This window comes from Streptomyces sp. NBC_00390, from assembly GCF_036057275.1.
Classification (GTDB): domain Bacteria; phylum Actinomycetota; class Actinomycetes; order Streptomycetales; family Streptomycetaceae; genus Streptomyces.
In genome coordinates this window covers 3,815,720-3,841,817 of sequence record NZ_CP107945.1, presented here as the reverse complement: position 1 = coordinate 3,841,817, position 26,098 = coordinate 3,815,720, and the positions used below count along the sequence as shown (strand labels likewise).

At 69.8% G+C, this 26,098-nt stretch carries 26 protein-coding genes, 1 tRNA gene and 3 pseudogenes; 21 read left to right on the top strand and 9 right to left on the bottom strand.

Annotated features, from left to right (window positions below):
- Positions 1–56 precede the first annotated feature (56 nt).
- The 4 genes from OHS70_RS16610 (at position 57) to OHS70_RS16595 (ending at position 3,822) form a co-directional block, all read left to right on the top strand.
- A complete protein-coding gene (locus tag OHS70_RS16610) occupies positions 57–1,604 on the top strand; it encodes an alpha/beta hydrolase (RefSeq protein WP_328398212.1) in 1,548 nt (515 codons plus the stop codon).
- Positions 1,605–1,715: 111 nt separating this feature from the next.
- Positions 1,716–1,789 (top strand) — tRNA-Thr (locus tag OHS70_RS16605).
- Between the two features lie 305 nt (positions 1,790–2,094).
- A complete protein-coding gene (locus tag OHS70_RS16600; RefSeq protein WP_328398209.1) occupies positions 2,095–3,423 on the top strand; it encodes a phosphoribosyltransferase family protein in 1,329 nt (442 codons plus the stop codon).
- Positions 3,424–3,546: 123 nt separating this feature from the next.
- Positions 3,547–3,822: a hypothetical protein gene (locus OHS70_RS16595; RefSeq protein ID WP_328398208.1), complete on the top strand. Its 276-nt coding sequence runs from the start codon at positions 3,547–3,549 to the stop codon at positions 3,820–3,822.
- 354 nt (positions 3,823–4,176) lie between these two features.
- Here the strand turns inward: OHS70_RS16595 and OHS70_RS16590 are convergent, their stop codons facing one another.
- Positions 4,177–4,434: a hypothetical protein gene (locus OHS70_RS16590; protein WP_328398206.1), complete on the bottom strand. Its 258-nt coding sequence runs from the start codon at positions 4,432–4,434 to the stop codon at positions 4,177–4,179.
- Positions 4,435–4,617: 183 nt separating this feature from the next.
- Positions 4,618–5,039: pseudogene (locus tag OHS70_RS16585) on the bottom strand (ATP-binding protein).
- 916 nt (positions 5,040–5,955) lie between these two features.
- On the opposite strand from OHS70_RS16585, the gene OHS70_RS16580 reads away from it, so the two are divergent.
- Positions 5,956–6,291 carry a MerR family transcriptional regulator gene (locus OHS70_RS16580; RefSeq protein ID WP_328398204.1) on the top strand — a complete coding sequence of 112 codons (336 nt, stop codon included), beginning with the start codon at positions 5,956–5,958 and terminating at the stop codon, positions 6,289–6,291.
- Positions 6,292–6,497: 206 nt separating this feature from the next.
- On the opposite strand, the gene OHS70_RS16570 is transcribed toward OHS70_RS16580, so the two are convergent.
- Positions 6,498–7,058, bottom strand: a complete 561-nt coding sequence (locus OHS70_RS16570; protein WP_328398202.1) for a hypothetical protein — start codon at positions 7,056–7,058, stop codon at positions 6,498–6,500.
- Positions 7,059–7,319: 261 nt separating this feature from the next.
- On the opposite strand from OHS70_RS16570, the gene trhA reads away from it, so the two are divergent.
- From trhA to OHS70_RS16520, 10 genes are all read left to right on the top strand, one after another.
- Positions 7,320–8,105, top strand: a complete 786-nt coding sequence (gene trhA, locus OHS70_RS16565; RefSeq protein WP_328405670.1) for a PAQR family membrane homeostasis protein TrhA — start codon at positions 7,320–7,322, stop codon at positions 8,103–8,105.
- 414 nt (positions 8,106–8,519) lie between these two features.
- Positions 8,520–8,723, top strand: coding sequence for a cold-shock protein (locus OHS70_RS16560; RefSeq protein WP_328398200.1), 204 nt, complete (start codon positions 8,520–8,522; stop codon positions 8,721–8,723).
- A 323-nt stretch (positions 8,724–9,046) separates the two neighbouring features.
- Entirely contained in the window at positions 9,047–10,558 is a 1,512-nt protein-coding gene (locus OHS70_RS16555; protein WP_328398198.1) for a DEAD/DEAH box helicase, read from the top strand.
- Positions 10,559–10,604: 46 nt separating this feature from the next.
- Positions 10,605–11,009 (top strand): CBS domain-containing protein, encoded by a 405-nt coding sequence (locus OHS70_RS16550; protein WP_328398196.1) that lies wholly within the window; start codon positions 10,605–10,607, stop codon positions 11,007–11,009.
- A gap of 54 nt (positions 11,010–11,063) precedes the next feature.
- Entirely contained in the window at positions 11,064–11,375 is a 312-nt protein-coding gene (locus OHS70_RS16545) for an SCO5918 family protein (RefSeq protein WP_328398194.1), read from the top strand.
- A 905-nt stretch (positions 11,376–12,280) separates the two neighbouring features.
- A complete protein-coding gene (locus OHS70_RS16540) occupies positions 12,281–13,162 on the top strand; it encodes a hypothetical protein (protein WP_328398192.1) in 882 nt (293 codons plus the stop codon).
- Positions 13,163–13,248: 86 nt separating this feature from the next.
- On the top strand, positions 13,249–13,473 hold the full coding sequence (locus OHS70_RS16535; RefSeq protein WP_328398190.1) for a hypothetical protein: 225 nt from the start codon (positions 13,249–13,251) through the stop codon (positions 13,471–13,473).
- A 380-nt stretch (positions 13,474–13,853) separates the two neighbouring features.
- Complete coding sequence (locus OHS70_RS16530) at positions 13,854–14,096, top strand: type II toxin-antitoxin system Phd/YefM family antitoxin (RefSeq protein ID WP_062030294.1); 243 nt, start codon at positions 13,854–13,856, stop codon at positions 14,094–14,096.
- Positions 14,096–14,470 (top strand): type II toxin-antitoxin system VapC family toxin, encoded by a 375-nt coding sequence (locus OHS70_RS16525; RefSeq protein ID WP_328398185.1) that lies wholly within the window; start codon positions 14,096–14,098, stop codon positions 14,468–14,470. Before OHS70_RS16530 ends, OHS70_RS16525 begins: the two co-directional genes overlap by 1 nt.
- A 319-nt stretch (positions 14,471–14,789) precedes the next feature.
- Positions 14,790–15,143, top strand: coding sequence for a hypothetical protein (locus OHS70_RS16520; protein ID WP_328406201.1), 354 nt, complete (start codon positions 14,790–14,792; stop codon positions 15,141–15,143).
- Here OHS70_RS16520 and OHS70_RS16515 read toward each other — a convergent pair.
- Positions 15,100–15,258 (bottom strand): annotated as a pseudogene (locus tag OHS70_RS16515) (MFS transporter); the annotation flags it as partial. The gene OHS70_RS16520 and the pseudogene OHS70_RS16515 overlap by 44 nt on opposite strands.
- Positions 15,259–15,420: 162 nt before the next feature.
- Here OHS70_RS16515 and OHS70_RS16510 point away from each other — a divergent pair.
- Together OHS70_RS16510 and OHS70_RS16505 are read left to right on the top strand one after the other, a co-directional pair.
- Positions 15,421–16,161 (top strand): SbcC/MukB-like Walker B domain-containing protein, encoded by a 741-nt coding sequence (locus tag OHS70_RS16510; protein ID WP_328398183.1) that lies wholly within the window; start codon positions 15,421–15,423, stop codon positions 16,159–16,161.
- Complete coding sequence (locus OHS70_RS16505) at positions 16,151–17,461, top strand: TIGR02679 domain-containing protein (RefSeq protein WP_328398181.1); 1,311 nt, start codon at positions 16,151–16,153, stop codon at positions 17,459–17,461. Before OHS70_RS16510 ends, OHS70_RS16505 begins: the two co-directional genes overlap by 11 nt.
- A gap of 445 nt (positions 17,462–17,906) precedes the next feature.
- Here OHS70_RS16505 and OHS70_RS16500 read toward each other — a convergent pair whose 3' ends face one another.
- Positions 17,907–18,317 carry a winged helix-turn-helix transcriptional regulator gene (locus OHS70_RS16500; protein ID WP_328405668.1) on the bottom strand — a complete coding sequence of 137 codons (411 nt, stop codon included), beginning with the start codon at positions 18,315–18,317 and terminating at the stop codon, positions 17,907–17,909.
- Positions 18,318–18,501: 184 nt separating this feature from the next.
- Between OHS70_RS16500 and OHS70_RS16495 the strand changes: the two genes are divergently transcribed.
- Positions 18,502–19,347 carry an SDR family oxidoreductase gene (locus OHS70_RS16495; protein ID WP_328398179.1) on the top strand — a complete coding sequence of 282 codons (846 nt, stop codon included), beginning with the start codon at positions 18,502–18,504 and terminating at the stop codon, positions 19,345–19,347.
- Between the two features lie 106 nt (positions 19,348–19,453).
- Here the strand turns inward: OHS70_RS16495 and OHS70_RS16490 are convergent, their stop codons facing one another.
- The 3 genes from OHS70_RS16490 to OHS70_RS16480 all read right to left on the bottom strand — a co-directional run bounded on the left by OHS70_RS16490 (position 19,454) and on the right by OHS70_RS16480 (position 24,083).
- A complete protein-coding gene (locus tag OHS70_RS16490) occupies positions 19,454–20,242 on the bottom strand; it encodes an SDR family NAD(P)-dependent oxidoreductase (protein WP_328398177.1) in 789 nt (262 codons plus the stop codon).
- A gap of 4 nt (positions 20,243–20,246) precedes the next feature.
- On the bottom strand, positions 20,247–21,260 hold the full coding sequence (locus OHS70_RS16485; RefSeq protein ID WP_328398175.1) for an NADP-dependent oxidoreductase: 1,014 nt from the start codon (positions 21,258–21,260) through the stop codon (positions 20,247–20,249).
- Between the two features lie 264 nt (positions 21,261–21,524).
- Complete coding sequence (locus OHS70_RS16480; RefSeq protein ID WP_328398173.1) at positions 21,525–24,083, bottom strand: polysaccharide lyase family 8 super-sandwich domain-containing protein; 2,559 nt, start codon at positions 24,081–24,083, stop codon at positions 21,525–21,527.
- A 240-nt stretch (positions 24,084–24,323) separates the two neighbouring features.
- On the opposite strand from OHS70_RS16480, the gene OHS70_RS16475 reads away from it, so the two are divergent.
- Positions 24,324–24,551, top strand: coding sequence for a hypothetical protein (locus tag OHS70_RS16475; RefSeq protein ID WP_328398171.1), 228 nt, complete (start codon positions 24,324–24,326; stop codon positions 24,549–24,551).
- Positions 24,552–24,647: 96 nt separating this feature from the next.
- On the opposite strand, the gene OHS70_RS16470 is transcribed toward OHS70_RS16475, so the two are convergent.
- Entirely contained in the window at positions 24,648–25,112 is a 465-nt protein-coding gene (locus OHS70_RS16470) for a hypothetical protein (protein WP_328398169.1), read from the bottom strand.
- Between the two features lie 3 nt (positions 25,113–25,115).
- On the opposite strand from OHS70_RS16470, the pseudogene OHS70_RS16465 reads away from it, so the two are divergent.
- Positions 25,116–25,400 (top strand): annotated as a pseudogene (locus OHS70_RS16465) (excinuclease ABC subunit UvrA); the annotation flags it as partial.
- A 133-nt stretch (positions 25,401–25,533) separates the two neighbouring features.
- Positions 25,534–26,043, top strand: coding sequence for a SigE family RNA polymerase sigma factor (locus tag OHS70_RS16460; RefSeq protein WP_328398167.1), 510 nt, complete (start codon positions 25,534–25,536; stop codon positions 26,041–26,043).
- Positions 26,044–26,098: the final 55 nt, after the last annotated feature.

Below are 26,098 nucleotides of genomic sequence, written 5' to 3'. Positions count from 1 at the left end.
TCACCCGTACGATGACAAATGGGCATTGGCGCCCCGTTGCCGTTACGCTCCGGGAGATGGACACCAGGCGCCTGTTGCGCACCACTGCCATCGCGCTGGCCACGGTCGGCCTGCTCGCCTCCGGCTGCACGGGCGAAAGCTCGTCGCCCCGGGTCTCCGGAGGAGACTCCGGGGCGTCCGCTTCTCCCGCCGGCGCGTCCCCCGCGCTCGAGCCGTACTACACGCAGAAGCTGAAGTGGCGGGCGTGCGGTGTCCCCGGCTTCGAGTGCGCCACGATGAAGGCTCCGCTGGACTACGCCGAGTCGGCGGGCGAGACCATCGATCTGGCGGTGGCCCGCAAGAAGGCCACGGGACCCGGCAAGCGCCTCGGCTCGCTCCTCGTCAACCCGGGCGGCCCCGGCGGTTCCGCCATCGGCTATCTCCAGGCGTACGCGGGCATCGGCTACCCCGCCCCGGTCCGCGCCCAGTACGACATGGTGGCCATCGACCCGCGCGGTGTCGCCCGCAGCGAACCGGTGGAATGCCTCACCGGCAAGGAGATGGACACCTATACGCAGACCGACCAGACCCCTGACGACACCACCGAGCAGAAGCGTCTGGCAGAGGCGTACAAGAAGTTCGCCGCGGGCTGCAAGAAGCGTTCCGGCAAGGTCCTGCCCCATGTCTCGACCATCGAGGCCGCCCGTGACATGGACGTCCTGCGTGGCGTGCTGGGTGACGAGAAGCTGTCGTACGTGGGGGCCTCGTACGGCACCTTCCTCGGCGCTACCTACGCCGAGCTGTTCCCGGACCGGGCAGGCCGCCTCGTCCTCGACGGCGCGATGGACCCGGCCCTCGCGGCGCGCGAGGTGAACCGTGACCAGACCGCCGGTTTCGAGACCGCGTTCCGCTCCTTCGCCGCCGACTGCATCGAGCAGCCGGACTGCCCGCTGGGCAACAAGTCGGTCGACGACGCCTCCACCCGCCTCAAGGACTTCTTCAAGAAGCTTGACGAGAAGCCCGTTCCGGCGGGCGGAGGCCGCATGCTCGGGGAGGCGCTGGCCACCACGGGGGTGTTCACGGCGATGTACGACGAGTCACTGTGGCCGCAGCTGCGCGAGGCCCTGAACAGTGCCCAGGCGGGGGACGGTGCGCCGCTGCTCGCGATGGCCGACACCTACTACGAACGTGAATCCGACGGCTCGTACGCGAACCTGATGTCCGCCAATGCGGCCGTGAACTGCCTGGACCTTCCGCCGGCCTTCACCGCACCCGACGGTGTGCAGTCCGCCGTGAAGGAGTTCGAGAAGGCTTCCCCGGTGTTCGGCCAGAGCTTCGCCTGGGCCTCCCTGAACTGCGGCTACTGGCCCGTCCCGGCCACCGGCAAGCCCCACCGCATCGAGGCGAAGGGCGCCGCGCCGATTGTGGTCGTCGGCACCACCCGGGACCCGGCCACGCCGTACAAGTGGGCGCAGAGCCTGGCGGAGCAACTGTCGTCAGGGACGCTGCTGACGTACGACGGCGACGGCCACACGGCGTACGGCCGTGGCAGCGACTGCATCGACACGGCGATCAACACCTTCCTCCTGGAGGGCAAGCCCCCGGCGGACGGCAAGCGCTGCTGACAGCCTGATCGGGTGCCCCCGGGAGGTGGTGCGGGGCACCCGGAAGAACCCTGTAGACTTGGCGCCGCTGCTGGTGAGAACGTCCTCGCGAGGACGTTCTGTCTGTAGCATGCCGCCTTAGCTCAGTTGGCCAGAGCAACGCACTCGTAATGCGTAGGTCTCGGGTTCGAATCCCGAAGGCGGCTCGTAAAAGCCCAGGTCAGAGGCTCCAAGGCCCTTCGCGAGAGATCGCGGAGGGCCTTTTGTGTGCCTGATGGGAACACTCTGGGAACATTGGATGCGATGTCTATTCGTTTATGTGCCGTTTCGCTCCGAGTGGCACGTTTGCGCTGGCCGATGATCTGGGTTTCGCGAGGCCGAAGCCGACGCAGCGCAGCGGTGAAGGCGCCGTTAAGCCCGGTGGCATCGGCGAGATCTGGCAGCAACGGCCGCCCGGCGCGCACAACGGGCAGTCGGGACTCGAGGGCCTCACCTCACCCGGGAGGCGACCATGTACTTCACAGACCGAACCGACGCGGGCCGGCGACTCGCCGCCCGGCTGAACCACCTCAAGGGCCAAGACCTGGTGGTCGTGGGACTTCCCCGCGGCGGCGTCCCGGTCGCTGCGCAGATCGCAGAGGCCCTGGGCGCTCCGCTCGACGTCTGCCTCGTACGCAAGCTGGGGGTGCCCTTCCAGCCGGAGCTGGCCATGGGCGCCATCGGCGAGGAAGGCGTGCGCGTCGTCAATGAACCGGTGGTGCGGGGCATGGGTGTGACGGACCGTGATCTGGCGGCGGTGGAGGAACACGAGCGCGGCGTCCTGGAGCAGCGCGCCCGCCGCTATCGGGGCGAGCGGCAGCCGGCCCGGTACGAGGGACGGACGGTTCTGGTGGTGGACGACGGTCTGGCGACCGGCTCCACGGCACTGGCGGCCTGCCGGATTGCGCGCGCCCGCGGCGCGTCGCGGATCGTGCTGGCGGTTCCCGTGGCGCCGCACGACTGGTCGGCCCGCCTCGGAGGCGAGGCGGACGAAGGCGTCTGTCTGCACACCCCCCGGCAGTTCCACGCGATCGGTGAGTTCTACGCGGACTTCGGGCATACGAGCGACGAGGAGGTCATCGCCTGCCTGGAGCACAACCGCGTGGCGCACGCCACGTCCGACGCGCCGCCGGCCGCGGGCAGCGCCTCTTCGGAGCACGATTCCCTGCCCTATGACAGGTCGGTCCGGATACCGGCCGGACGCGCTGCGCTCGACGGGCGGCTCACGGTGCCCCGCGGTGCCCCCGGGGTCGTCCTCTTCGCCCACGGCAGCGGCAGCAGCAGGAAGAGCCCGCGCAACCGCTTCGTCGCCACCGGGCTGAACCGCGCCGGTCTGGGCACCCTTCTGTTCGATCTGCTCACCGAGGCCGAGGCGGTGAACCGGGACAACGTGTTCGACACGGCGCTGCTAGCCCGCCGCCTGACCCAGGCGACCGAATGGCTGCGTGAGCAGCCCGACACCCAGGGCATGGAGTTCGGCTACTTCGGTGCCAGCACAGGCGCCGCCGCCGCGCTGTGGGCCGCGGCGGAGCCCGCAGCGGACGTCACGGCAGTCGTCTCCCGCGGAGGCAGGCCGGACCTGGCCGGCCCCAGGCTGCCGGAGGTGACGGCTCCGACGCTGCTCATCGTCGGGGGCCGCGACCACCTGGTGCTGGACCTCAACCGGCAGGCCGCGGCGCGCCTGAGCTGCGAGCGTCAGCTGGCCATCGTCCCCGGTGCCACTCATCTCTTCGAGGAACCCGGCACCCTGGAATCGGTCACCGAGCTGGCCACGGACTGGTTCAGCAGGCACCTGGCCTAGTGCTTCGTTTCCTCTGCCGATCTTGCCTGGTCGGGGGCATGGTGGTCGGTATGAAGCTCGGGTAGGTGGAACGGCTCCGGGGTGAGTTATCGGAGTTCGTTGCGGATGTGTTTGCTGGCGACGGTGGCCCTCTTCGGCGGCGCCGTGCTGGGCGGCTGCTGGGACGTGTTCGCTCTGGTGCCCGGCCCCTGTGCGATGGGCCTCGAGGTTTCCTTCGTACGCGACACCTTGCTGCGCATCGTCGTGGCCGGTACCGCGAGCGCCGTCGTGGGCGCCGGGGCGGCCGGTTCTGGTGGGCGCGGCGCCGAATCCCCGGGACGCCGCCGGTGTCCGTGCCCGTTTCCCGTCGGCAGCGCGCTGTGCTCGGGCTGGCCGCTCTTCTGGCCGTCACTGTGGTGACTACGGGACTGGCGGTCCCTACGACCCACGGCCCAACCCCCCTCCGCCGTCCCGCCGACGGGCGCCGGTGGCGCCGCTGCCCCTGCCTGCAAGACGGTTGACGAGGTCATGGGCGCCGGGGACTCCATCAGCAGCGCGGACAAAACGCCAACCTCTTTGAGGCCGTACGACTCGCCGCCGAGGGGACGCGAGGAACCAGGCGCAGTACCTCCAGGAGGCCGCCCAACTGGAGATGCTGCCCAGGCTCTGGGAGTTCGGTGTCCAGCTCACCGAGGACGAGTACAAGGATGCGGTGCGAGTGCGGTCGTGGATGACCCACGAGCAGGAAATCGCCAGGCACAGGGCTTTGTGCCGTTACCCGGCGCCGGCGAACTGGAGCCCGAACCCCGACATCAGGTACTTCTGGTCCCAGGATGGCCCGGGGCCCACCAGGCCGTAGTAGCCGGTCTTGCCCCGGGGGATCACGGTGAAGCCCGCGGGCACGGGGTGGACGGTGAGCCAGTCCTGCCCGCACCCGCAGTGGGTCGCGTGGTAGCGGCCCCACTTGCTCTCCAGCGGCTCGTACACGAGACGGTCGCCGTAGTCCTTCGTATCCCTCGTGAATCCCGACACCGCCGCAGTTTCCCGCCGCGCCCGGTCCCGGAACAGTGGCCGTCACCCCTGCGGAGTGGATGGGAACATCGGAACGAAATCCGGCGCTACAGGCAGCCGTCACGGCTGTCGGTACAGCGGTCATCGGTGAGATTGACCTTGGGGAGGCCACAGATCACCCCGGTCGGCGCCGGCGCCTTGGCGCTATCGGGCGAGGAGGGCACTTACGGTCTTGCCGCCGGATGGCCGCCGGATGGCCGCCGGATGGCCGCCGGATGGCCGGCGGGTCACCGCGGTGGCGCGGGCGAGGCGGTTGACCATGGGCCAGCCGAAGCCTCCGGTGCCGCCGTTCAGGTCGGGGTGCGCGTGCGTGGCGCCTGCGGACTGCGGTCATGCACGGCCACCTCGATGCTGTCCGGGTGCGCGGTCAGGTCCAGGGTGCAGGTGCCGCCGCCATGGCGCAGGGCGTTGGTGACGAGCTCCGAGACGACCAGGACCACGGTGTCGGCAGCCTCGGCGGCGATCGGATGTACGAGACCTTCGGGGAAATCCCGGGCGCTCTCGCGTGCGCCGGCGACGGATGTCGCGGAGCGGACGGTTGCGACGTTGACGCTCATCGTGTCCATCAGGTCACCCTGGTCTCTGTCGTCAATGCCCGGTCCTGTCTGCCCGGGCTTGTGCCCCGGCCTGCGGCCCGTTAGCCCGTCGGCAGTGACGGCCTTGCGCCTGCCCTCGTCGCTGTTCGAGGTCGATTACCTCACCGTCGAACACGCGGAAATCTGTGTCGGCCGGAGTAGACATTGGGTGGTGGTGTGGTTATGGTTTCTCTCGTAGCCCAGAGAGACACAGGGCCTGGCAGAGACGAACTGCCGGGCAGCAGTAACCGCAGTTGTAGTTCGCAGGACGGTGCGGTGGTGGAGTTCCGAAGCCAGGGTTGTTGCAGGGCGGCGACGGGACTGACGACCGGACCGGGTGGCCCGCAGTGATCAGGGGCCGCCGTGAGCAGTACCGCAGTTCACGCAGTAGCAGTCCAGTAAGTGCAGTTCGCAGTACCCAGCAGTGCAGTCAGTGAGCAGCACCTCGGTAAAGGCGTCGGCTGCGGGCGCGCGTACCGGGAAGTTCGGCAGTGGGGTTCTAAGCCAGAGCAGACGCAGGACGGGCGACGGGGCTGGCTGCCGAAGAGTGGCGCTGTCGCAGGCCACTGGGTAGTTCGCATCACCAGCAGTTCGCAGTAGAGCAGTACCAGCAGTACGCAGTCCCCCGCTTGGTAAGCAGTTGATCACCGAGGGAAGAACGGAGGAGCCCCGCGCCATCAGGATCGCCCGGGCGGAAGTCTTGAGCCCGGGTACCGCAGGACATCGATAGTGAGGTGGTCTTCGGTCAAGCAACCGCGATCCCCGCATTCCCCGCCCTCTCCCGGGTGGACGTGCGGACACAGAAGGCCGGCGCAGTACCAGGGCCGGCAGATGGTGTAGCAGTTCCTTCGGGGCCCTGGTGCCATACGGCACCAGGGCCCCTCCACGCGTTCCACAGAGAGGTGCAATGACAGCAGACGACTCGTTCGGCCGTCTCGATGACGACGACTACCCCGCCTACACGATGGGCCGGGCCGCCGAGATGCTCGGCACCACCCAGGGCTTCCTCCGCGCCGTCGGCGAAGCCCGCCTGATCACCCCGCTGCGCTCCGAGGGCGGCCACCGCCGCTACTCCCGCTACCAACTGCGCATCGCCGCCCGCGCCCGCGAACTCGTCGACCAGGGCACCCCCATCGAGGCCGCCTGCCGCATCGTCATCCTCGAAGACCAGCTCGAAGAAGCCCAGCGCATCAACGCCGAATACCGCCGCACCGCCGAATCAGCGAAACCGCCCGTGGCTTGAGGCAGCGCGCCCGCCTTCGCCAACGTCTACGGCGTGGGCGTTCTGCTGTGCCGTGCCACAGGAACCAAGGCGATCACCTCTGCCTCCCGCACGTTGCGGGAGGCGTACATCGGCTGGCAGGCATGAGACATGGCTACGGGAACGGTGAAGTGGTTCAACGAGGACAAGAGCTTCAGCTTCATCGCGCAGGACGGCGGAACAGACGTTCAGACACTCGTCCAGGCTTCGAGGAAGGCTTTCCGTCCAGCGGGATCGTCCGACCTGCCGTCGGCGTGCAGGACGCGCCAGGCGGTGAGTTCGAGATCTCGGAGCCATAGTTCTCCGATGACCTGTGTCTTGAGGTCGGGAAGATGATCGGACTCGGCGAGGGCTTGACCGATCACCTCCCCGGCCGCGACGCGTTGGGGCGGGGTCATCTCATCGACAGCCGAGAGGATCTGTCGGGCCAGGGCGGTTCCTTCGCCTGCCAGGGATTGCAGCACCTCAGCCTTCATGTTGGCAGGTAGCAGGTAGGCGGTGCCCGAGGACCTCCACAGTTCCAACCAGAAGCGCTCACCTGCCGCGGTGGGGGCAGGGAGCGCGGCCAGCAGCCCGAGGAGATGGCCGATGGCCGCGTAGCCACCGGAGTGAGCAGCTGCGACGACTGCGATGCCGGCTACGCGCTCCACATCGAGATGGCTGGCTTCGAGGTCTGGAGCCAGACCCAACTGGTGTTCCAACTGGTCTGTGAGGGGGGCGGATACGTGGGGGCGGACTTCAGGAAGCATCGGCGATCCTTGCGGGTAGGCGAGCAGTGGTGCCCGTTCGGAAGCCCTGATCTTTCCCACGATCGGCCGGTCTACTCGGCCTCGGGGGCCCATCGGCGGGACCAAGGGGACCGGAGTCCGCACGGCGGAGAGACAGTCCAGGCCCGGCGACTTGGGCCTGGATTTCAGGCCGGCCTCTCGAAAGGGCTGTCCTGTGAGGTCTCTTAGCATGAGCGCATGATTGCCAGTGACGCCGAGGAGTCCGGGGGAGAACGCGAAGCCATGTGCCGTGACGCCGCTGAGGTCGAATGTGGCCACGTCGCCTCAGAGTGTGGAGAACACCGCGAAGTCGGGCTGGCCCCCGGGCCACGATGTGACGATGCAGGAGAAAAGGGTCACTCGGTTGCCGCTCTGGTGGAGCAGGCGGCCGACCTGGCAGAACCGATCAAGCCGAGGTTGCGTGGCTGGCTCCATGCCGGAATGGTCCCCACCGCGCTGATCGCAGGCATCGTACTCATCTGCCTGGCCGGCACCCCGCAGGCGACTTGGGCCTGCGCCGTGTACGCGGTCACCGCCTGGCTGCTGTTCGCAACGAGCGCCATCTACCACCGCGGCACCTGGGGACCGCTCGGAGAGGCTCTTCTGCGACGTCTGGACCACGCCAACATTTCCCTGATCATCGCCGGCACCTGCACCCCCCTGGCTGTGCTTCTCCTGCCGCCGGACCAGAGGTCCATGCTGCTGTGGATCGTATGGACGGGCGCATTGGCCGGCATCGCGTTCCGGGTCCTGTGGGTCGGAGCTCCGCGCTGGTTGTACACCCCGTGCTACCTGGCCCTGGGGTGGGCACCGGTGCGCTACCTGCCCGACTTCCTGCATACCGGCGGAGCGGCCGTACTCACCCTGATCGTGGCCGGCGGTCTCCTCTACAGCGCGGGCGCAGTCGTCTACGCCCTCCAGCGCCCCGACCCCTCACCCCGCTGGTTCGGCTTTCACGAGGTGTTCCACGCGCTGACCGTGGCAGCCTTCACCGCGCACTACATCGCCATCTTCCTGAGCATCTCCTGACCGCGCCCCCGATCTGTGTCGAGACCGGCTACAGGCCGACGCCGGGCGAGATGGTGCCACCGGAACGGTTGTGCCCTCCGAGCCGTGAGCAGCGCCCGCCTTTCCTGAAAACGCTACGGTCCGGGTGGGGCAATATCTATGACCGCGAGATGAGGGTTTAACGCGCAGTGCGGGGAGTTTTTTTATGGCAACCAACGGAGTGGAGTTATTTACCGTACATGGGCCGCTACCTCATGCTACTGTCGATCTCAGTTGCAGTTGTGGTTCCCAAAAACTTTCGAGCTCCTTCGCCGGAATTTCCCGGCAATCTGGAGCTTTTTGTATTGCCGGTCTTTTTCCGGACGGGGCATCATCGCGGCGACCCGGTATCCGCACATCGCGGGTCCCGGCGTACTGCCCCAAAGGAGATATGGCATGGCGTCAGGCACAGTGAAGTGGTTCAACGCGGCCAAGGGTTTCGGCTTCATCGAGCAGGACGGTGGGGGCGCCGACGTGTTCGCCCACTTCTCGAACATCGCCGCCCAAGGCTTCCGCGAGCTGCTCGAAGGCCAGAAGGTCACCTTCGACATCGCGACGGGCCAGAAGGGCCCGACGGCCGAGAACATCGTTCCCGCCTGACGCTGACGCGGACTTCGTAGCTGGGGCCCGCATCCCTCGGGGTGCGGGCCCCAGCTACGGACGTTTCCGACAGCGGTGTCACCTGGGGGACGACACTGCCCGCAGCCCCATCCTCAGGGATACGCGCCTTTCCGTGTACCGGTCGACGTCCGGGATTTCACGTCCACATGACGTCACCTATTTCATAGCTTGCATCCCGCACCGGATTCACTGCAAGCCACATTCCTCTTTCGCATTTCCATTCGGTTCGTTCTTGTGATTCCCCGCGCTGCTCTTTCGCTGCGGGAATTCCTTGATACGCGCCGTATCAAGGAAGGTTCTCGATGAACCCCACACGTACGAACGGCCGTTCCTCCCGCCCCCGCCGGACCGAGGACCCCGCTTTCGGGTCCCGCGCCGGTTCGAGGCGGGGCGCCCGCTTCGGCTCGCCCGCCCCGACCCGTTCCGGCGCTCCGGTCCGCTCGGGCGGCCACGGCCGGCGGCCCGCCGCGGTTCAGGGCGAGTTCGCCCTGCCGAAGACGATCACTCCGGCGCTGCCCGCGGTCGAGGCGTTCGCCGACCTCGACATGCCCGCCCAACTGCTGGCCACACTGACCGCGCAAGGCGTGAGCGTCCCCTTCCCGATCCAGGGTGCGACCCTGCCCAACACCCTCGCGGGCCGCGACGCCCTGGGACGCGGGCGCACCGGCTCCGGCAAGACCCTCGCCTTCGGCCTGGCCCTGCTGGCCCGCACCGCCGGGCAGCGCGCCGAGCCCCGCCAGCCGCTGGCCCTGGTCCTCGTGCCGACGCGTGAGCTTGCCCAGCAGGTGACCGACGCACTCACCCCCTACGCCCGCTCGGTGAAGCTGCGGCTTGCCACCGTCGTCGGCGGAATGTCGATCGGCAGGCAGGCCAATGTGCTGCGGGGCGGCGCCGAGGTCGTCGTCGCGACGCCGGGCCGGCTCAAGGACCTCATCGACCGCGGCGACTGCCGACTCAATCAGGTCGCGATCACCGTCCTGGACGAGGCCGACCAGATGGCCGACATGGGCTTCATGCCCCAGGTCACCGCACTCCTGGACCAGGTACGCCCCGAGGGCCAGCGGATGCTGTTCTCCGCCACCCTCGACCGCAACGTCGACCGCCTGGTCCGCCGTTACCTCACCGACCCCGTCGTCCACTCCGTCGACCCGTCCGCGGGCGCGGTCACCACGATGGAGCACCACGTGCTGCACGTCCACGGCGCCGACAAGCACCGGACGACCACCGAGATCGCGGCCCGCGACGGCAGGGTGATCATGTTCCTGGACACCAAGCACGCCGTCGACCGGCTGACACAAGACCTGCTGAACAGCGGGGTGCGGGCCGCCGCCCTGCACGGCGGCAAGTCGCAGCCCCAACGCACCCGGACCCTGGCCCAGTTCAAGACCGGACACGTCACCGTGCTCGTGGCCACGAACGTCGCCGCCCGCGGCATCCACGTCGACGACCTCGACCTCGTCGTCAATATCGACCCGCCGACCGACCACAAGGACTACCTCCACCGCGGCGGCCGTACCGCGCGGGCCGGGGAGTCCGGCAGCGTCGTCACCCTGGTCACCCCCAACCAGCGCCGGGACATGACCCGCCTCATGACAGCGGCCGGCATCGTGCCCCAGACCACCCAGGTCCGCTCCGGCGGAGAGGCACTCAGCCAGATCACCGGCGCCCAGACCCCCTCCGGCATCCCCGTGACGATCACCGCGCCGGTAGTCGAGCGGCGTCAGCGCAGCGCGTTCTCACGCGGCCGACGCAGCCCCGCTTCGGCGGCCCGGCGCATGACAGCGCGGCAGACCTCCTTCGACGCGGCGGCCTAGAACCTTCGTGATCAGGAAACTCGCCCACCACTGCAGGAGGCACCTTTTGACGCTGGTTCAGATGCAGCCCTACTCGATGAGTGCCACCCCCGTGCACAGGACGGCGGCCGACGCCATGGACACCGGCGGACCGCAGGTCTGCGACGACATGACTGTCGAGGTCGCCCTGTCCGTCATGGCCAGCGCCCGCACCGGACACCTCATCGTCTGCGACAACGACGGCCTGTGCACCGGACTTCTCACCCAGGCCCAGCTCACCGCGGCCCGTGACAGCTCCGCGTACACGGACCGGATCCAGCTGCGCGACATCCTCGGTGACCGAGGGCCGTTCCCCCCTCCCCTGACCACCCTGGCCGAAGCCGAGCACGCGATGCGTTACAGCCGGCTCAATGCCCTGCCTGTGGTCGACGAACACGGCAGCACTCTGGGCGTCCTCGCCCTTGCTCGCTGAACCGCCTCAACCGCGGCAGAACCATCCCCCTTCGGTCCACTCCTGTGAGGCATCATGCGCTGTGTCATCGCCCGCTTCCCATTCGACCTCACCAAGAGCGGCGTCCTGGAGTCGATGAAGGGCGTCAAGCCCGAGCAGGCTTCCGGCGAGTCCGTGATCATCGGCCGCCGCACCTACCCCGTCAAGCAGGTCGGCCAGGTCGTCACACGCCAGGACCGCCGCGACTTCAGCGCCGGCGAAGTCCTCCGAGCCATGACCCAGCTCGGCTTCACCTGCCGCGGCCTTCCCTCGGCCGCCGCGCCCACGCGCGTTCTCAACCCGTTGCAAGAGGCTTCCGCGATGCTCGGCGCCCCTGCGGCAGCCTGACCGACGGGCAGGCGCGAGCCGCCACCAAAGCAGCGATGAGGGTCCGACCGGAACACGCCGGTCGGACCCTCACCGCGTACCGAATCATTCTCGGCGCGACAGTTGGTCAGTGGTCGGAGTAGCTGAAGTCGCCGATGGTCCAGGCACTGACGCCCTCGATCGGCACGCGGTACATCCCGCCCGTCTCCGGGATCCCACCGCGCCCTCGCGGGCAGCCGTCCCCTTCCGAGGCACATTGACGTCGCCGCTCCGAACGTGGCTCCTGTGGCACCCGCCACAACTCTCGTATGCGCACGCTAAGCTACCGGTGCGCGGCTGCCCTGCGAAACGGTCACTGACTCAACCTCGGGCGTAGGGGAAGCGAGCCCGCGTTCATCTCGATGCCGGTGCGAAGCTCCCCGGATTGGCTCACCGCTCCAACCAGCAACACTGCCGTTCATCACGGTCTTGGGGCCGCAGCACGGGAACGGATGGGAGCCTGGTGGGAACGGAAGGATCAGGAACGATGCAGCAAGACCGAGCGGGAGCAGGTACCTGCACCCTTCCTGACCTGCATCTTTCCCGAGGATTAAGCCATGTTGATCAAGAGCGGGATGATCACGTGCTGACTCGTAATGCGTAGGTCTCGGGTTCGAATCCCGAAGGCGGCTCTTTTTCAACCCCAGGTCACACCTATGACCTGGGGTTTCTTGCGGTTCGTGCTGTCTGGTCCGGGCGCGAGTAGGGCTGTTGACCTGCGCGGCCGTGATGCGTAGGTCAGGGTTTGATTGCGAGGGCGTTCCCTGAGGTCGAGCAAATAGATGACCCTGACCTGCTGTTTCGTGGTTTAGGTGATACCTGTTCTAGTTGTGGCTGTCGACGGGTGCGCGAGGGGAGCGCATTGGTGCACAGGTAGTGCACCTGTCGTGGAACGGCTGACCGCCCCGGACGAGGCCGAGCGACGGTGGGCGGGAGCGTTCGCCGCACACCAGGGCGAGGACAGCGTCGAGCCTCTGCACGAGGCGGCCCGGTTCCTCGCCACGGCGGGCTGCTTGCGGGCCATTGCGGGCGAGGGCCCTACGGGCGACAGCAGTTCGGGCAAGGGCCGTCTGCAGCCGACCGCGCTGGGCCGGCTGACCAGCCGCTTCATGGTCGACGCCGCCCTCGCCGACGAACTGACCGCAGCTGTGCGCGAGGCCGCCGTACCCGAAAACGCCTTCGCTGCAGAGCAGTTGCTCGCGGCCCTGCTCGGTACACGTCTTCCGACGCTCGAACAGGCCCCGTTCACCGACCGGGCACGTGCGGCGCTGCGGCGCGTACTGCGCGATGCGGAGTACGAGGCTGGGGAGACCGGTGCGTACGAGGAGTCCGGTGCGCGTGCGGAAACGGGTGCGCCTATGGAGGCCGGCGCACCCGACGACGAACCGAAGCCCGAGGTCGGTGACCTCGCTCGCGCGGTCCTGCTGCTGGTCGCGGGCCGCCCGCGCCTCTTCCGTGGCCGACCCGGCTATGTCCTCGGCATCCCCGTCGACTCCATGACCCGCATCCTGAGGAGGCCCGGCGCTATCTGGCCCGGCTCGGCGCTCAGGGACCCATCGCTACGGCCCACCCGTGGGTGGCGGTGGTCGCCGGGGACCTCGCGCTTCGTATCCGCTGGCGCACACTCGGGCCCCACCGGGGCTCCGGTCGACTGGCCACCGCGCCGCACGCGCCCCGCCTCGTCCCGCGCATGTGGCACGCGGCCCGTGCCCGCGGCATCGACGCCCCCGACTGGCCTGGCACCACCCTACCGGGCGACTGCGCCCTGACCCCGGACCGCTACCACGCCCTGCTCGCGGAGCGCGCGACCGGCGTCCGCCTGGACCTTCGGGAAGACCAGGAGGACAGGGTCGGGGTGGCGGCTCCACCGGGCTCGGTGATCCGGCTGTGGAACGGTGCGACCACCACCCTTCACATCGGCGACGGCGAGGAAACCACCCTGCTCATGCCGCCCGACGACCCGTCCGACATCTCGGCGGGCAACAGCGGGGCGGCTGTCTCCACCAGGGGCGGCGACGGGCTGGTTGGGGGTGTACGCGGCGATGCGTTCCTGACCCCGGCGCCGGGGAGGCCCGGATGAAGGCCACCACGCGCTCGCCGGGCCTGCTGGTACCAACGGCAGTCGCTTCGGCCGTACTGGGCGCCCCATGGGCGACGGGCAGGTGTGTCCCCTGCGGCGACGGGAGCGATCCACCAGTCGTCGGCCTCCGTCGGCGGGGCACGGGTTTCCCTCACCCGACGGTGAATCTCACGGCCTCGCGAAGTCTGGGACGGTTCGTAGGAGGCCGCCAGTCCCCACTTCCCGCACCTGCGGCCAGGTGCCGTCGGTGAGCAGCCTGGTCAAGGACTCCCTCATGGGGTCGATCGCCCGCGGTGGGAGTGATGGGTGCGGCGTGGCTCTCGGAGAGCTATCCTTAGTCCAGTACTTAGTCCACCCGGTGATCGTATCGTGAGGCAGTCATGGAAGCAGCCCGTCAGTACAACGTCCATGAAGCCAAGACGCACTTCTCGCGGATCCTGGAGCAGGTCGCGACCGGTGAGGAGATCGTGATCAGCAAGGCGGGGGAGCCGGTGGCCAAGGTGGTGCCGCTGCGCCCCAAGGTGAAGCGGACCGGCCGGGGCTCGCTCCGGGGGCAGATCCACATCCCCGACGACTTCGATGAACTGCCCGACGACATCGCCGACGCTTTCGGGATGCGCTGATGCGACTGTTGCTCGACACCCACGTGGTCCTTTGGTGGCTGGACGACTCGCCTGAGCTGTCCGGTGAGACCAAGGATCTGCTCGACACCGAACCCGCGGTGTACGTCAGTGCCGTGTCACCGTGGGAGATCGCCATCAAACAGTCCCTCGGGAAACTGGAAGGCCCGGAAGACCTGGCCGAGCGGGTTCGCGACAGCCAGTTCACCGGCCTGCCCATCACCGCCGGGCATGGGGTACGGGCAGGCCGGCTTCCGGCGCATCACCGGGACCCCTTCGACCGGATACTGGTCGCTCAAGCACAGATCGAAGGGATGACCCTGATGACGAGGGACAAGTGGATCCCGCAGTACGACGTGCAGGTCATGCCCGTGTGAGGGGCAGTCCGCTCCCCTTTCGTGTCACTCGTCGGCCGCCGGATCACTCGGGGGCAGATGTCCGGCCGCTATGGACCACTGGGACCGGGTGCCAGGCGCGCCAATGTCGTCCCCGTTACGGCGGCCGGTGACCGATCCAGGGATCGGGAGCCCGCCCACCGCGCCCCGCGGGGCGCGAGAAGCGCGCAAAGTAGCACAGGGCGTGCGGGCCGGAGAGCGGGTTACCCGCACTGGTGCGACTGCGGCAGACTGGTGCGGAACCCCGGCTGTCCGGCCGGGCGAACACGTGTCCAGCCGCACCAAGGAAGCCGCCAGATCCGTGAGTGACGAGCCCGACCCCACGGGGGCCGACGCCCCGGACCCCGTCGACGAGGGCGCGTTCGGCATCGACGCGTTCTCCCTCGACGACCGGCTGCGGCTGTTTCACTTCGCCGCCGCCGAGAAGCGCCACGAATACCTGTGGCTGCTGCGTGCCTTCGACCGCGGGCGCGCCAACTACCAGGTGCTGCTGCACGCTTCGGACGCGGTGGGGCTGCTGGAGCGGCTCGCCGCCGATCATTCCGCCGCGGGCGCCGTCGGCGGGACGGCCGGCCCGAATGGGACGGCTCCGACGGGGTCATCCTCGTCCGGCGGCCGGCCTCCCATATGTAGATCAGCAGACCGGAGGCCATGATCGCGGCGCCCGCCTGCAGCACCTTCCGGCCGAAGCGCGGGACCAGCATCTGAACGGACATCCCGGCCGCCGCGGAGACCGCTATCGAGAACGGCACCCCGGTCAGACCCGCGCACTGCCCGTCGCCGCCTTCGCCCAGAAGATCTCCTCCCACCGCCGTGACCAGGCCGAGCTGCTCTCCGAGTCCGAGCAGCGGATCCTGGAGGATGCCCTGCTCACCCGGCTCGCCCAGCAGATCCACGACCGCACCGTCGACGCCCGTGACCTGATCCGGCGGATGAACACCGACATGCGCAAGCGGAAGATGTCCTCGGGGACGACAGTCGGTGTGAGCTGGCTGCTCGCCGACCATCTCGACGACGAGCAGCGCGCCATCTGCGCCCTCCTCGACGCCGACGCCGCCCGCCTCGGCCCCGACGGTCTCGCCCGGGTGCGTGTCCACTTCGCCGCGCAGATCAAGACCGCTCGCGCCCGCCACCGCGACCAGCCCTACCGGGAGTTGCTCGCCGAGGTCCTCGACTACCGGCGCTGGCGGCATTTCGCGTTCCAGCTGGTACGGCCCGGCGAGTCGGGAAAGACGGAGGAGCGGCTCACCCGCGCCCGGCACAGCCGCCTGTCGGGAGGTGAGCAGTCCGTGTCGCTGCACCTGCCTCTGTTCGCCGCCGCGCACGCCATGCTCAACTCCGCCGATCCGCACGCCCCGCGCCTGCTCGCCCTCGACGAGGCCTTCGCGGGTGTGGACGACACCGGGCGCGGCGAACTCATGTCGCTGGCGGCCCAGTTCGACCTCGACCTGTTCATGACCGGGTACGACCTGTGGGCCGCCCACGCATCCGTGTCCGCCGCGGCCCACTACGACCTCGCGCACACCGCCGTCGACCACACCGTCTCCGCGCTGCTGCTCGTCTGGGACGGCGACCGGCTCCTCGCCGACGGCACCGGCGACCTCACCGCCGCCCTCGGCTCGCCGGGCACCCGGCGCGTCCCGACGCCCGAGGAGGCCGCGGTTGTCAGCTGAGCCGCGTGAGCACCGGCAGTACGACGAGTTGCGGGGCGAGGGATGGACACGGCTGCTCGCCGCCGCCCGCCGCAGGCTGGAGCGCACCGGCGGCGCGCTCGACGGTGACATCGGGCTCGCGGCGCCCAGCGAGGCCGAACGCCGCACCGTCATCGGCATCACCGGCCGCTACCGGCCCGAGACCGCCAAGCGTCTCGCCGTACCCCTGCGCGAGCTGGACGGGTATCTGTACGACCGTTTCGGCACCGGCCTCCTGACGACCCTCGGCCGACTGCACGGCCCGCTGCGTGACCGGCCGGCCGAGCGGGCGGACGAGGAAGCGCGCCGCGAACAGGCCCTGAAGTCCGCCCACTCCAGCCGGCTCGCCGGGCAGGGATGGTTCGAGGCCTGGCTGGAGCGGATCGCCGCCGACGGCACCCTCACCCGTCTCGTACGCCGTGGGGACGCACCCCTTCTCGACGCGGCGGTACGTGTCCTGGAAAGGCTCCCCGGCGACCGGGACCGCTTCCCCGGCCCCGGCTCCCAGGACCGGCTCCCCGCGCACCCGGGCACCCGTGACGGCCTGCCGCTTCCGGCCCTCGCCGAGTGGGCCACCGGCGACACCAAGGCCCTCGTTCCCGGCGCCCCGCTCGAACAGCTCGTCCTGCGCGCCCTCGCCCAGCGCACCGGCGACAGTCCGGTCGTACCGCGCGAGCGGGCCGGGCGGCGCGCCCTGTGGGAGAGCGCCGGAGCCATCGCCGACGACCTCGCCAGCCAGGTGCTCGTCCTCAACATCGGCGCGGAGGGCGACACGGTGGTCTGCGACTGGTTGCGCGACGCCGCCGACTTCGGCATCCCCTTCCGGCTCACCCTCCACCAGCTCGCCACCGCCCCCGTCGTCCCCGCCGCCCGCACCATCTTCGTCTGCGAGAACCCGGCCGTACTGCGCGCCGCGGCCGGCGAACTCGAAGGCACTGGTGCGGCCCTCGTCTGCACCGAGGGCGTCCCGTCCGCCGCCTGCCACAAACTGCTCGGCGACGCCGTCCGCGCGGGAGCCCGGCTGTACTGGCGCGCCGACTCCGACTGGGCCGGCCTGCGCATCACCGCGGACGCCGTGGCCCGTCACGGTGCCCGCCCCTGGCGGATGAGTGCCGCGGACTACACGGCGGCACTCGGCAAGGGCGAGTCCACAACGCTCGCGGGACCGCCCACGGCCAGCCCCTGGGACCCCGAACTGGCCCGTGCCATGCAGGAGTCGGGCAGCACGGTCATGGAGGAACGCCTGCTCCCGGCGCTCCTGTCCGACCTCACCCGCATCTGACCGGCGAGCCCTGAGCACGTCTCGCCTGAGCAGGCTCGACAAACCGCGTCGGTATGGTGCTCGCAAGGGGCTGTCCGGGCAGGCGTACTGCTTCGACAACGCCGGGGAGCGCAAGGGGAGCGCGGACGCCTTTGGACGGTGCAACACGGGATGCGATCAGTGGGACCGTGACATGTGCTCTGATCTGGGAAAACGGGATCTGGTACGACCGCGCAGCACAACCCGGCACGACCCCCTGTCGGGCTCGTAATGCGTAGGTCTCGGGTCCGAATCCCGAAGGCGGCTCCAGCGCCTCCCTAAGTCGTGAACATCTACTGCCCGTTCTCATGGACGTAGCCACTCTGTGCAAGCGGCTGCGCCTGCGCCGGGGCGCCCGCCGCGTGAGAGCCGGGACCTCCCCAACAGGCGGGAGCGGCCTGGTCGTTCGCCGACAGCAGTCGGTGTCCTACGGGTGGCGGCCGTGGGCAGCCCGCTCCTCCGCCTCGTCGAACTCCTGACGCGCCTGCTGGACCTTGTCCAGATGGGCGGAGGACCACTCGGCGAGCGTCGCGAACAGCGGCGCCAGGCTGCGGCCGAGTTCGCTGATCTCGTACTCCACCCTGGGGGGAACCTCGGGGTGGTAGGTGCGCAGCACCAGGCCGTCCCGTTCCATCTGCCGCAGCCGCTGGGTCAGCACCTTCGCCGTGATCGTGCCGATCCGGCGCTGCAGTTGAACGAAGCGCTGTGTGCCGTACTCGTGGAGCGTCCACAGGATCGGTGTCGTCCAGCGGCTGAAGACGATGTCGACCACCGGCCCGATCGGGCAGGCCTGCAGTGACGGGAGCGGCGCCGCAGTCGTACCGGTAGCAGTGCCCATGCTGCCCTTGTCGCCCATAAGAACTCCTCCAGGGAAGTCACTTTCCTCTAGGTACCTACTATCCAGGAGATGTTACGTTCGCGGAACCCGGCAACCAGCGGTGCCCGGTCTTGGACTCGTCAACGCCATGTTCAGCGCCGGGAGTTAACACCATGAATGCTCACGACCAGTTAGGGGAGAACTCATGATCGTCGTCACCGGAGCAACCGGAAACGTCGGCCGGCCGCTCGTGCAGGCGCTGGCCGCAGCGGGCGAGCAGGTCACGGCCGTCTCCCGGCGCCCCGCAGCGGGCGAAGCGCCGCAGGGCGTGCACTACAGGCAGGCCGACCTGGCCGACTCCGACAGCCTGCGCCCCGTACTCGAGGGAGCCGACGCACTGTTCATCCTGATCGCGGGTGAACTCCTCATGGGCGGAGAGAGCCCGGCCGGCATCCTGGACGCGGCGAAGGCCGGCGGTGTACGCCGCGTGGTCCTGCTCTCCTCCCAGGCCGCCGGGACGCGTCCCGGCGGCCTCTCTCACGCCCGACTGCGCGCCTTCGAGGAAGCCGTGAAGGAGTCGGGCCTGGAGTGGACGATTCTGCGGCCGGGCGGCTTCGCCACCAACGCGTACGCCTACGCCGAGGCGGTCCGCGGCACCCGCACCGTGGCCGCGCCGTTCGGCGATGTCGCCCTGCCGGTCGTCGACCCCGCCGACATCGCCGAGGTGGCGGCCGTGACATTGCGCGAGGACGGTCACACCGGCCGGACGTACGAGCTCACCGGCCCCGCGGCCCTCTCCCCGCGCCGGCAGGCGAAGGCGCTCGGCGACGTACTGGGGGCGGAGGTGCTCTTCGTCGAACTGACCCGCGAGGACGCCCGGACACACATGCTGCAGTTCATGCCCGAGCCCGTCGTGGACGGCACCCTCGACATCCTGGGCGAGCCGACCCCCGCCGAACAGCGGGTGAGCCCCGACGTCGAGCGGATCCTGGGCCGCGCCCCCCACAGCTTCGCGGACTGGGCGGCCCGCAACATCGCGGCCTTCACGTAGCCCTCTCCCCGCGCCCGAAGCACCCCGAAGCCCTTGCACCCCTACGGACCGCCACCGTAGGGGTGCAAGGACATGGCCCGCTCACCGGTTTTTGCCGGACCCCGGATCAGCCGTCGGCGGCCTCGTCGATGCGCCGGCGCAGGCTCCGCATGCCGCGGAGCCAGCGGTCGGTGTCGGTGGCCCGGAACGCGTAGTGGTCCCGTACTTCCGGGTGGGGAAGGATGAGGAACCGTCCGTCCGCGAGGCCTTCCATGACCTCGTCCGCCACCTGCCCGGGTTCGAGGACCGCGCCGCCGAGCACCGCCTTGGCGGCTGCGTCGGTCCGCTCGTACATTTCGGTGCGCACGCCCATCGGGCACAGGACCTGGACCGTCACACCCTGGTTCCCGTGGGTGGCGGACAGCCACTCGGCGAAGGCCAGGGCGCCGTGCTTGGAGACCGAGTACGACGCCGATTCGAGGTGGGTGAGCAGGCCGGCCGCGGAGACGGTGGCCAGGAAGTGGCCGCGTCCCCGCTCCAGCCAGGGCCCGATCAGATGACGGGCCGCACGCACATGACCCATGACGTTCACCTGCCAGACCTGGTCCCACACCTCCTCCGGGGTGTGCTCCCCGCCGCCGGGCTCGATGCCCGCATTCGCGCAGAACAGGTCGATCTCTCCGAGGTGGGCACGTGCCGCCGCCACCAGGGCGGCCACGCTCTCCTCGGCGCCGGCGTCGCCCGGCACCGCGAGCCCGCCCACCTCGTCCGCCACCCGGGCGGCCGCCGCGCCGTCCAGGTCGTTGACCACGAGCCGGGCACCCGCGGCGGCGAACCGGCGGGCGAGCGCTGCGCCGATGCCCGATCCGGCCCCGGTGACGACCACACCCGCGCCCTTGAGTTCCATGGCTGCCATCGCTCTACTCGTCCGCGACCTTGAGGACCAGCTTTCCGAGGTTCTCACCGCGGAACAGCCGCAGCAGGGTCTCGGGGAATGCCGCGACGCCGCCGGACACCACGTCCTCCAGCGACCGCAGCCGGCCCGTGGCCCGCCACTCGGCCAGCTCGGCGACGGCCTCGTGGTACCGGTCCGCGTAGTCGAAGACCACCATGCCCGTCATGGAGGCGCGGTTGACGAGCAGCGACATGTAGTTGCTCGGTCCCTTGACCGGCTCGGTGTTGTTGTACTGGGAGATCGCGCCGCAGATGACGATGCGGGCGCCGCGCGCCAGCCTGGTCAGGACCGCGTCCAGGATGTCGCCGCCGACGTTGTCGAAGTAGACGTCCACACCGTCCGGGGCGTGCTCGCGCAGGGCCTTGCGCACATCCTCGGTCTGGTAGTCGATCGCGGCGTCGAATCCCAGATCCTCCACCACGGAGCGGCACTTGAGCTCTCCGCCGGCGATGCCGATGACCCGGCAGCCGAGGATCTTGGCGATCTGGCCGACCACACTGCCGACCGCACCCGCCGCTCCGGAGACCACGACGGTCTGCCCGGGCTGCGGACGTCCGATGTCGAGCAGGCCGAAGTAGGCCGTCATGCCCGACATGCCAAGAGTGCCGAGATGCACGGGCAGCGGTGCCAGGTCCGGGTCGACCTTGGTGACGCCGCGCCCGTCCGTCAGGCAGTACTCCTGGACACCGAACGAGCCCGAGACATGGTCCCCCACCGAGAACCCGGGGTGCCGGGAGGCGATGACCCGGCCGACCGCACCGGCGCGCATCACCTCGCCGATCTCGACCGGCCGGATGTACGACTTGCCCGCGTTCATCCAGCCGCGCATGGCAGGGTCGATGGACAGGTAGAGCACCTGCACCAGCAGTTCGCCGTCGCCGGGCTCGCCGGCCGGCTCCTCGACGTGCTCCCAGTCGGTGGAGCGGGGCTGTCCCACGGGACGTGCGGCCAGGCGCAATTGACGGTTGGTGCGGCTCATCTCCGCGACTCCTCGGCTGTGGTGGGCGAATCCGGCGCGCGGCGCGAGCAGCCGGGAAGCCGGTCGCTTGCTGGATGCCGGCGTGCCACGCCATACCTACTGGTCGGTACGTATTCGTGAGGCTAGGCGCTGCCGCGCCACGAGGCAAGAGGCCCACCGCCGGCCGGGAGTGGTGCACATCACATCACCGGGCCGGGCAGGCCGGCGCGGGTCGAAGCCGGGTCCGGGTCCGGAGTCCGGGCCCCTACCGCACCGGTCGCGTGCCTACCGCAGCGTGGCCCCGAAGCTCCGGCCGTGGGCATGGTGTGTCGTGACGTCGATACGGGTGCCGCCAGGGACCCGGTGGGTGCGGACACCGGCGTCCGACGAAAGGGTCCTCATGGGCCGGCCGTGGACGGTCACCGAGACCGACCTGCGGGCCATCGTCGGGTCGGACACGGCGATCGAGGTGGTGCCGTCGGGTGCCCTCCGGAGAATCACCGACGCCGGGCCGTCGGTCGACACACGCTCGGCCCGGTGCCTGCCCGGTGCGAAGACGTTGACGGCGACCAGGCCCAGCCGTGCGTGCTTGACGGCCTGGACGCGGACGGTGTTGGCCAGGACGGACACGGGGCCGTGGGCGTACGACGCCAACTGCCGTTCGGAGGCGTTCGGTACGAGCAGGTGCGCCATGGAGGTGAGCGGCGCGGCGGGCGGCTGTTCGACGGCCACGGTGAAGACCTGCTTGCTCACCGGCGAGTCCGGGTTGGACAGGCGGACGACGCGGCGGCTGCGGGTGACGGTCTCGAGTGCGACCGTCGGCCCGGGGCCGGCCAGAAAGACATATCCGACCGCGGCGTTCTCGTCGGCGTTGGCATAGCGCAGCCAGGCGAGCGGGGCCGTGCCGGTGCCGGACCAGGGCGTGCCGTTGCGCAGCCGTCCGGTGAGCGTGACGGTGTCCGCCGGCCCGGCGATCCGGCTGTCGACCGTCGTCGCGACCGCGCGGCCCTCCGGGTCGCCCACTCCGGCGGCGAGCACGACGATCTCGTCGTCGAGCATGAACCACGACTTCGTGGCGCGGGCGCCCCGGTGGACGACGAAGTCGTCGGGAAGCGTGCCGTTCTGCTTCGCGGCGTACGCGACGTCGTCCGCCAGCACGTGGCCTGCCGCGCCGTATGCGCCGAGACGGGTGCCGCCGGAGTACGTGTTGGTGCCACGGGGGAAGTAGACGTAGGTGTTCTGCGGCTCGGACGACGGGGTGAAGCCGCGTTCCGGGTTGTCGTACCACAGCGTGCCGTAGAGCTCAGGGACGGTGCGGCGCATCTCCACGGGGGCGGTGACGCCGGACAGGCGGTGGGGCGGGACGGCGGTGTAGTGGTCGACGCCGTAGGACCGGGTCTGGTCCTGGCCGGAGAGGTAGAGGTGGTGGGCGCCGTCGCCCTGGAACCAGGGCATGAGGTTCTCGCCGCTCATGTACTCGTACTTGCTGATCCGTGCGGAGCTGCGGGCCAGGGCGAAGGCGTAGCCGGGCCGTCGGTGGACGGTCCTGTCCATCGCGTTGAACGCGATGTGGCAATGGGCGGGCGTGAGGTCCTTCGCGGGGGCCCCGGAAGCGAGGATGTCGGTGTAGCGGGCGATGCTGGCCGGGGAGACGAAAACTGTCGGGTCCAGGGCTGCCTTCGAGGACTGCCGCACATACGTGACGTAGCCCTTGAGCGCCTCGGCGTCGGCGCCTGTCGCATACGTGGAGAGGTCGACGACGGCCTCGACGACGGCCGCGACATCGGTGTAGCCGGTGGTCGTCCGGGAGACCCCCCGGCCCTTCACGATCTCCATCATCCAGCCCTCGAAGATCAGCGGGGCGAAGCCGTCGACCACCCATCGCCGGACGGCACCGATGAGATCCCCGGCGGGGACGTACCCCGTGCCGTCGAGGATCTTGACCGTCTGCACGACACGGCTGAGCAGGCCCTTGCCGTAGGAGCCCGTGTAGGCGACAGAGGCGTGCTGGATGAAGGAACCGTCCGCGTAGAAGCCGTCGGTGACGCCGTGTCGGAGCTCGTACGGGTCGATCGTCGCGAAGACGGTCAGCTGGTCGGCGACGGCCTTCCTGATGCGGGCGTCGTCGCCGAGGGCGGCGCCCTGGAGGATCCGGTTCGTCGTGATGTCGGCCAGGTTCGCGCCGGTGTGGAAGCGGGAGTCGAGGTCCACGTCGCCGTCCGTGCCGTTGCGCAGGTACGCGTCCATGGAGGCCGCGTAGGCGGCGGCGAGATCGGGCCGGTACGCCGTCAGCTCGTCCTTGAGGAGGACAAGGATCTTGCTCACGTGGGCGGAGATGCCGATCTCCCAGGTGAACCAGTTGCCGTAGTAGCCCTTCGACTGGTCGCCGTAGTAGGTCTCGTGGAGGTGGCGCAGGCCGTCGATCACCCGTCGCTGGACCGCGGGGTTGTCGCGCAGCTCCGAGGGGGCGGGGCCGGGTGTGCGGGTGGCGAGAGCGATCTCGTACAGGTACTGGAACGACCTGTTCAGATTCGGGTCGCTCGTGCCGAGCGGGATGCCGGCGAAGAGCTCGTTCCGTCCCGCGCCGTCCATCGCGGTGAGCCGGGCGCGTGCCGTCGATTCGATCGACGCTGTCTTCGGAGCGACATCCGGCCGGGCGTTGGACTCGGCGGTGCCGGCGAATACGGCGACCGTGTTGCGGATCAGGGCGGCATGGTCGGAGGGAGTGCCCTCGGCGTCGGTGTCGGCTCTCGGCTGCGGCGCGGCATGTGCCGACGGCTGAGCGGCGGCTGCCACGGTGGCCGCGGGGAACATGGACAGCAGGGTGCGACGCGAGATGTGCACCTGACGCTCCAATGCCGGGGGAAGCGCTTGCTGCAAGCAAAGCAACGGTCACTGGCCGTGTCAACGGAGCGCGGGCCGGGCCTCCCGACGGCGATCCGGGCACGGCACACGCGGGGTGGCCCTCGTCACGGCAGCCGGTTGCCGGGCCGTATCCGGTCCATCAGCCCGGCCCCGTCCTCGCTGACCTGGGCACTTCCGTTCGGTGTGCCGCTGCGCGCCCGAGGGGTGCACGCTGGGGGTATGGCCGGGAGCCAGCCGATCGTCGTGCACCGGATCTCCCCGTCGGGCGGCCGACGGGTGACCGTACGGGGACGGATCATGGGGCTGGCGCACTCGGACGGAGATGTGGTCGAGTTCCTGCGGCAGGCGGGGCTGCCTGACGAGGGGGAGCTGCTGGAGGACCCGACGTGGACGGAGTGGGTCGGGGACCGGCCGCATCAGTACGACCCGCTGGAACTGATGCCGTAGGACGGCTCGGTCCGGACGCGGCGTGCTGCCGTGGACGCGGCGCCCGGACTGTCTCGAGCCGTCCGCCTCACCGCACGGGCGGCGTCGGCGTGGTCGTCAGACCTCCGTCGCCCGGGCGGCCTTCCAGGAAGCGGCGTTGCTCTCGTCGAGGCGGTAGAACGCCTCGGCCTCGAAGTCGGAGTCAGGGTCCGTGCCCCACACGAACTGCATCGGCCAGTTCCCGCGGTCGTAGTGCGCGTGCACATGACGCGTGAACGCGGACAGGGCTCCCTTGAGCCGGCTGCGGTCGCAGTCCAGGCGGGCGACGACGGCCGTGGTGCTGAAGGACCGGCCCGGGTCGGCCGCGAGGAGGTCGAGCAGCGCCGCAACCCGCTGCACCGACGGGAGTTTCGTGGCGATCAGGGCCTTGAAGTCCTCCACCGTCCACTCCCGCTTCGGCCACTTGCCGCCCGGGTCGGCTCCCTGTGTGCCCCCGGGGAGCGGGCTGTCCGGCTTCGACGGGTGGTCCAGTCCGGCAAGAAGTGCGTAGACATGGGTGACGTGCTGAGCCGGTACGGGCACGGAGAGAAGGCGGCGACGTATGTCCTGGACGAGCCCACGACCGGACTGCACCTGGCCGACGTGGACCAGCTGCTGGCGCTGCTCGACCGGCTCGTCGACGCGGGCAACACGGTGATCGTCATCGAGCACCACCAGGCCGTGATGGCCCACGCCGACTGGCTCGTCGACCTCGGCCCGGGCGCCGGACACGACGGCGGCCGGGTGGTTTTCACCGGCACACCCGCCGATCTGGTGGCACACGGGGACACGCTCACGGCGGAGCATCTGCGGGAGTACGTCGGGGCGTGAACAGATGCGTGGCGAGGCGCACGAACAGCCGCCTGACAGCCGCCTGAAAAGACGTCTGAAACATTTCGCGGGCGTCGGCGCGTCAATGAGGTGAAGGGGTCGCCGACGTACGACGGGGAGAGTGGAAACGAGTATGGGAGCGTCCCGCGCCGAGCAGTACAGGGAGTTCGCGGCCGGCCGCGCCGCCCATCTGTACCGCTCCGCCTGCCTCCTCACCAGCGGTGACACCCATCTCGCCGAGGACCTGGTGCAGGAGACGCTGGGCCGGATGTACGTGCTGTGGGGCCGCGTCTCCCGGATCGAGAACCCGGCGGGCTACGCGCAGACCGTTCTCGTGCGTGTCTTCCTCACGCACAAGCGACGGCGCTCGGCCACCGAGCGCCCGGTCGGCGAACTTCCCGACACCGCCCCGGAGTCCGGCGAGGACCCGGCGCTGCGCATCGCGCTGCTGGGCGCGCTCGGCCAACTGGCGCCCAAGGACCGGGCGGTGGTGGTGCTGCGGTACTGGGAGGACCGCAGCATCGAGGAGACCGCCGACGCCCTGAACGTCAGCTCGGCCGCCGTACGCACCAGAGCGGTGCGCGCGCTCGCGAGGCTGCGCGAGCAACTCGGCGGCAGCCTGGTGGAGTTCGCGGCGCACTGACGCGCACGTCCACGTGCCCCCGCGCGGCGGGAGCGGGGGCCCGGCCTTCCCCCCG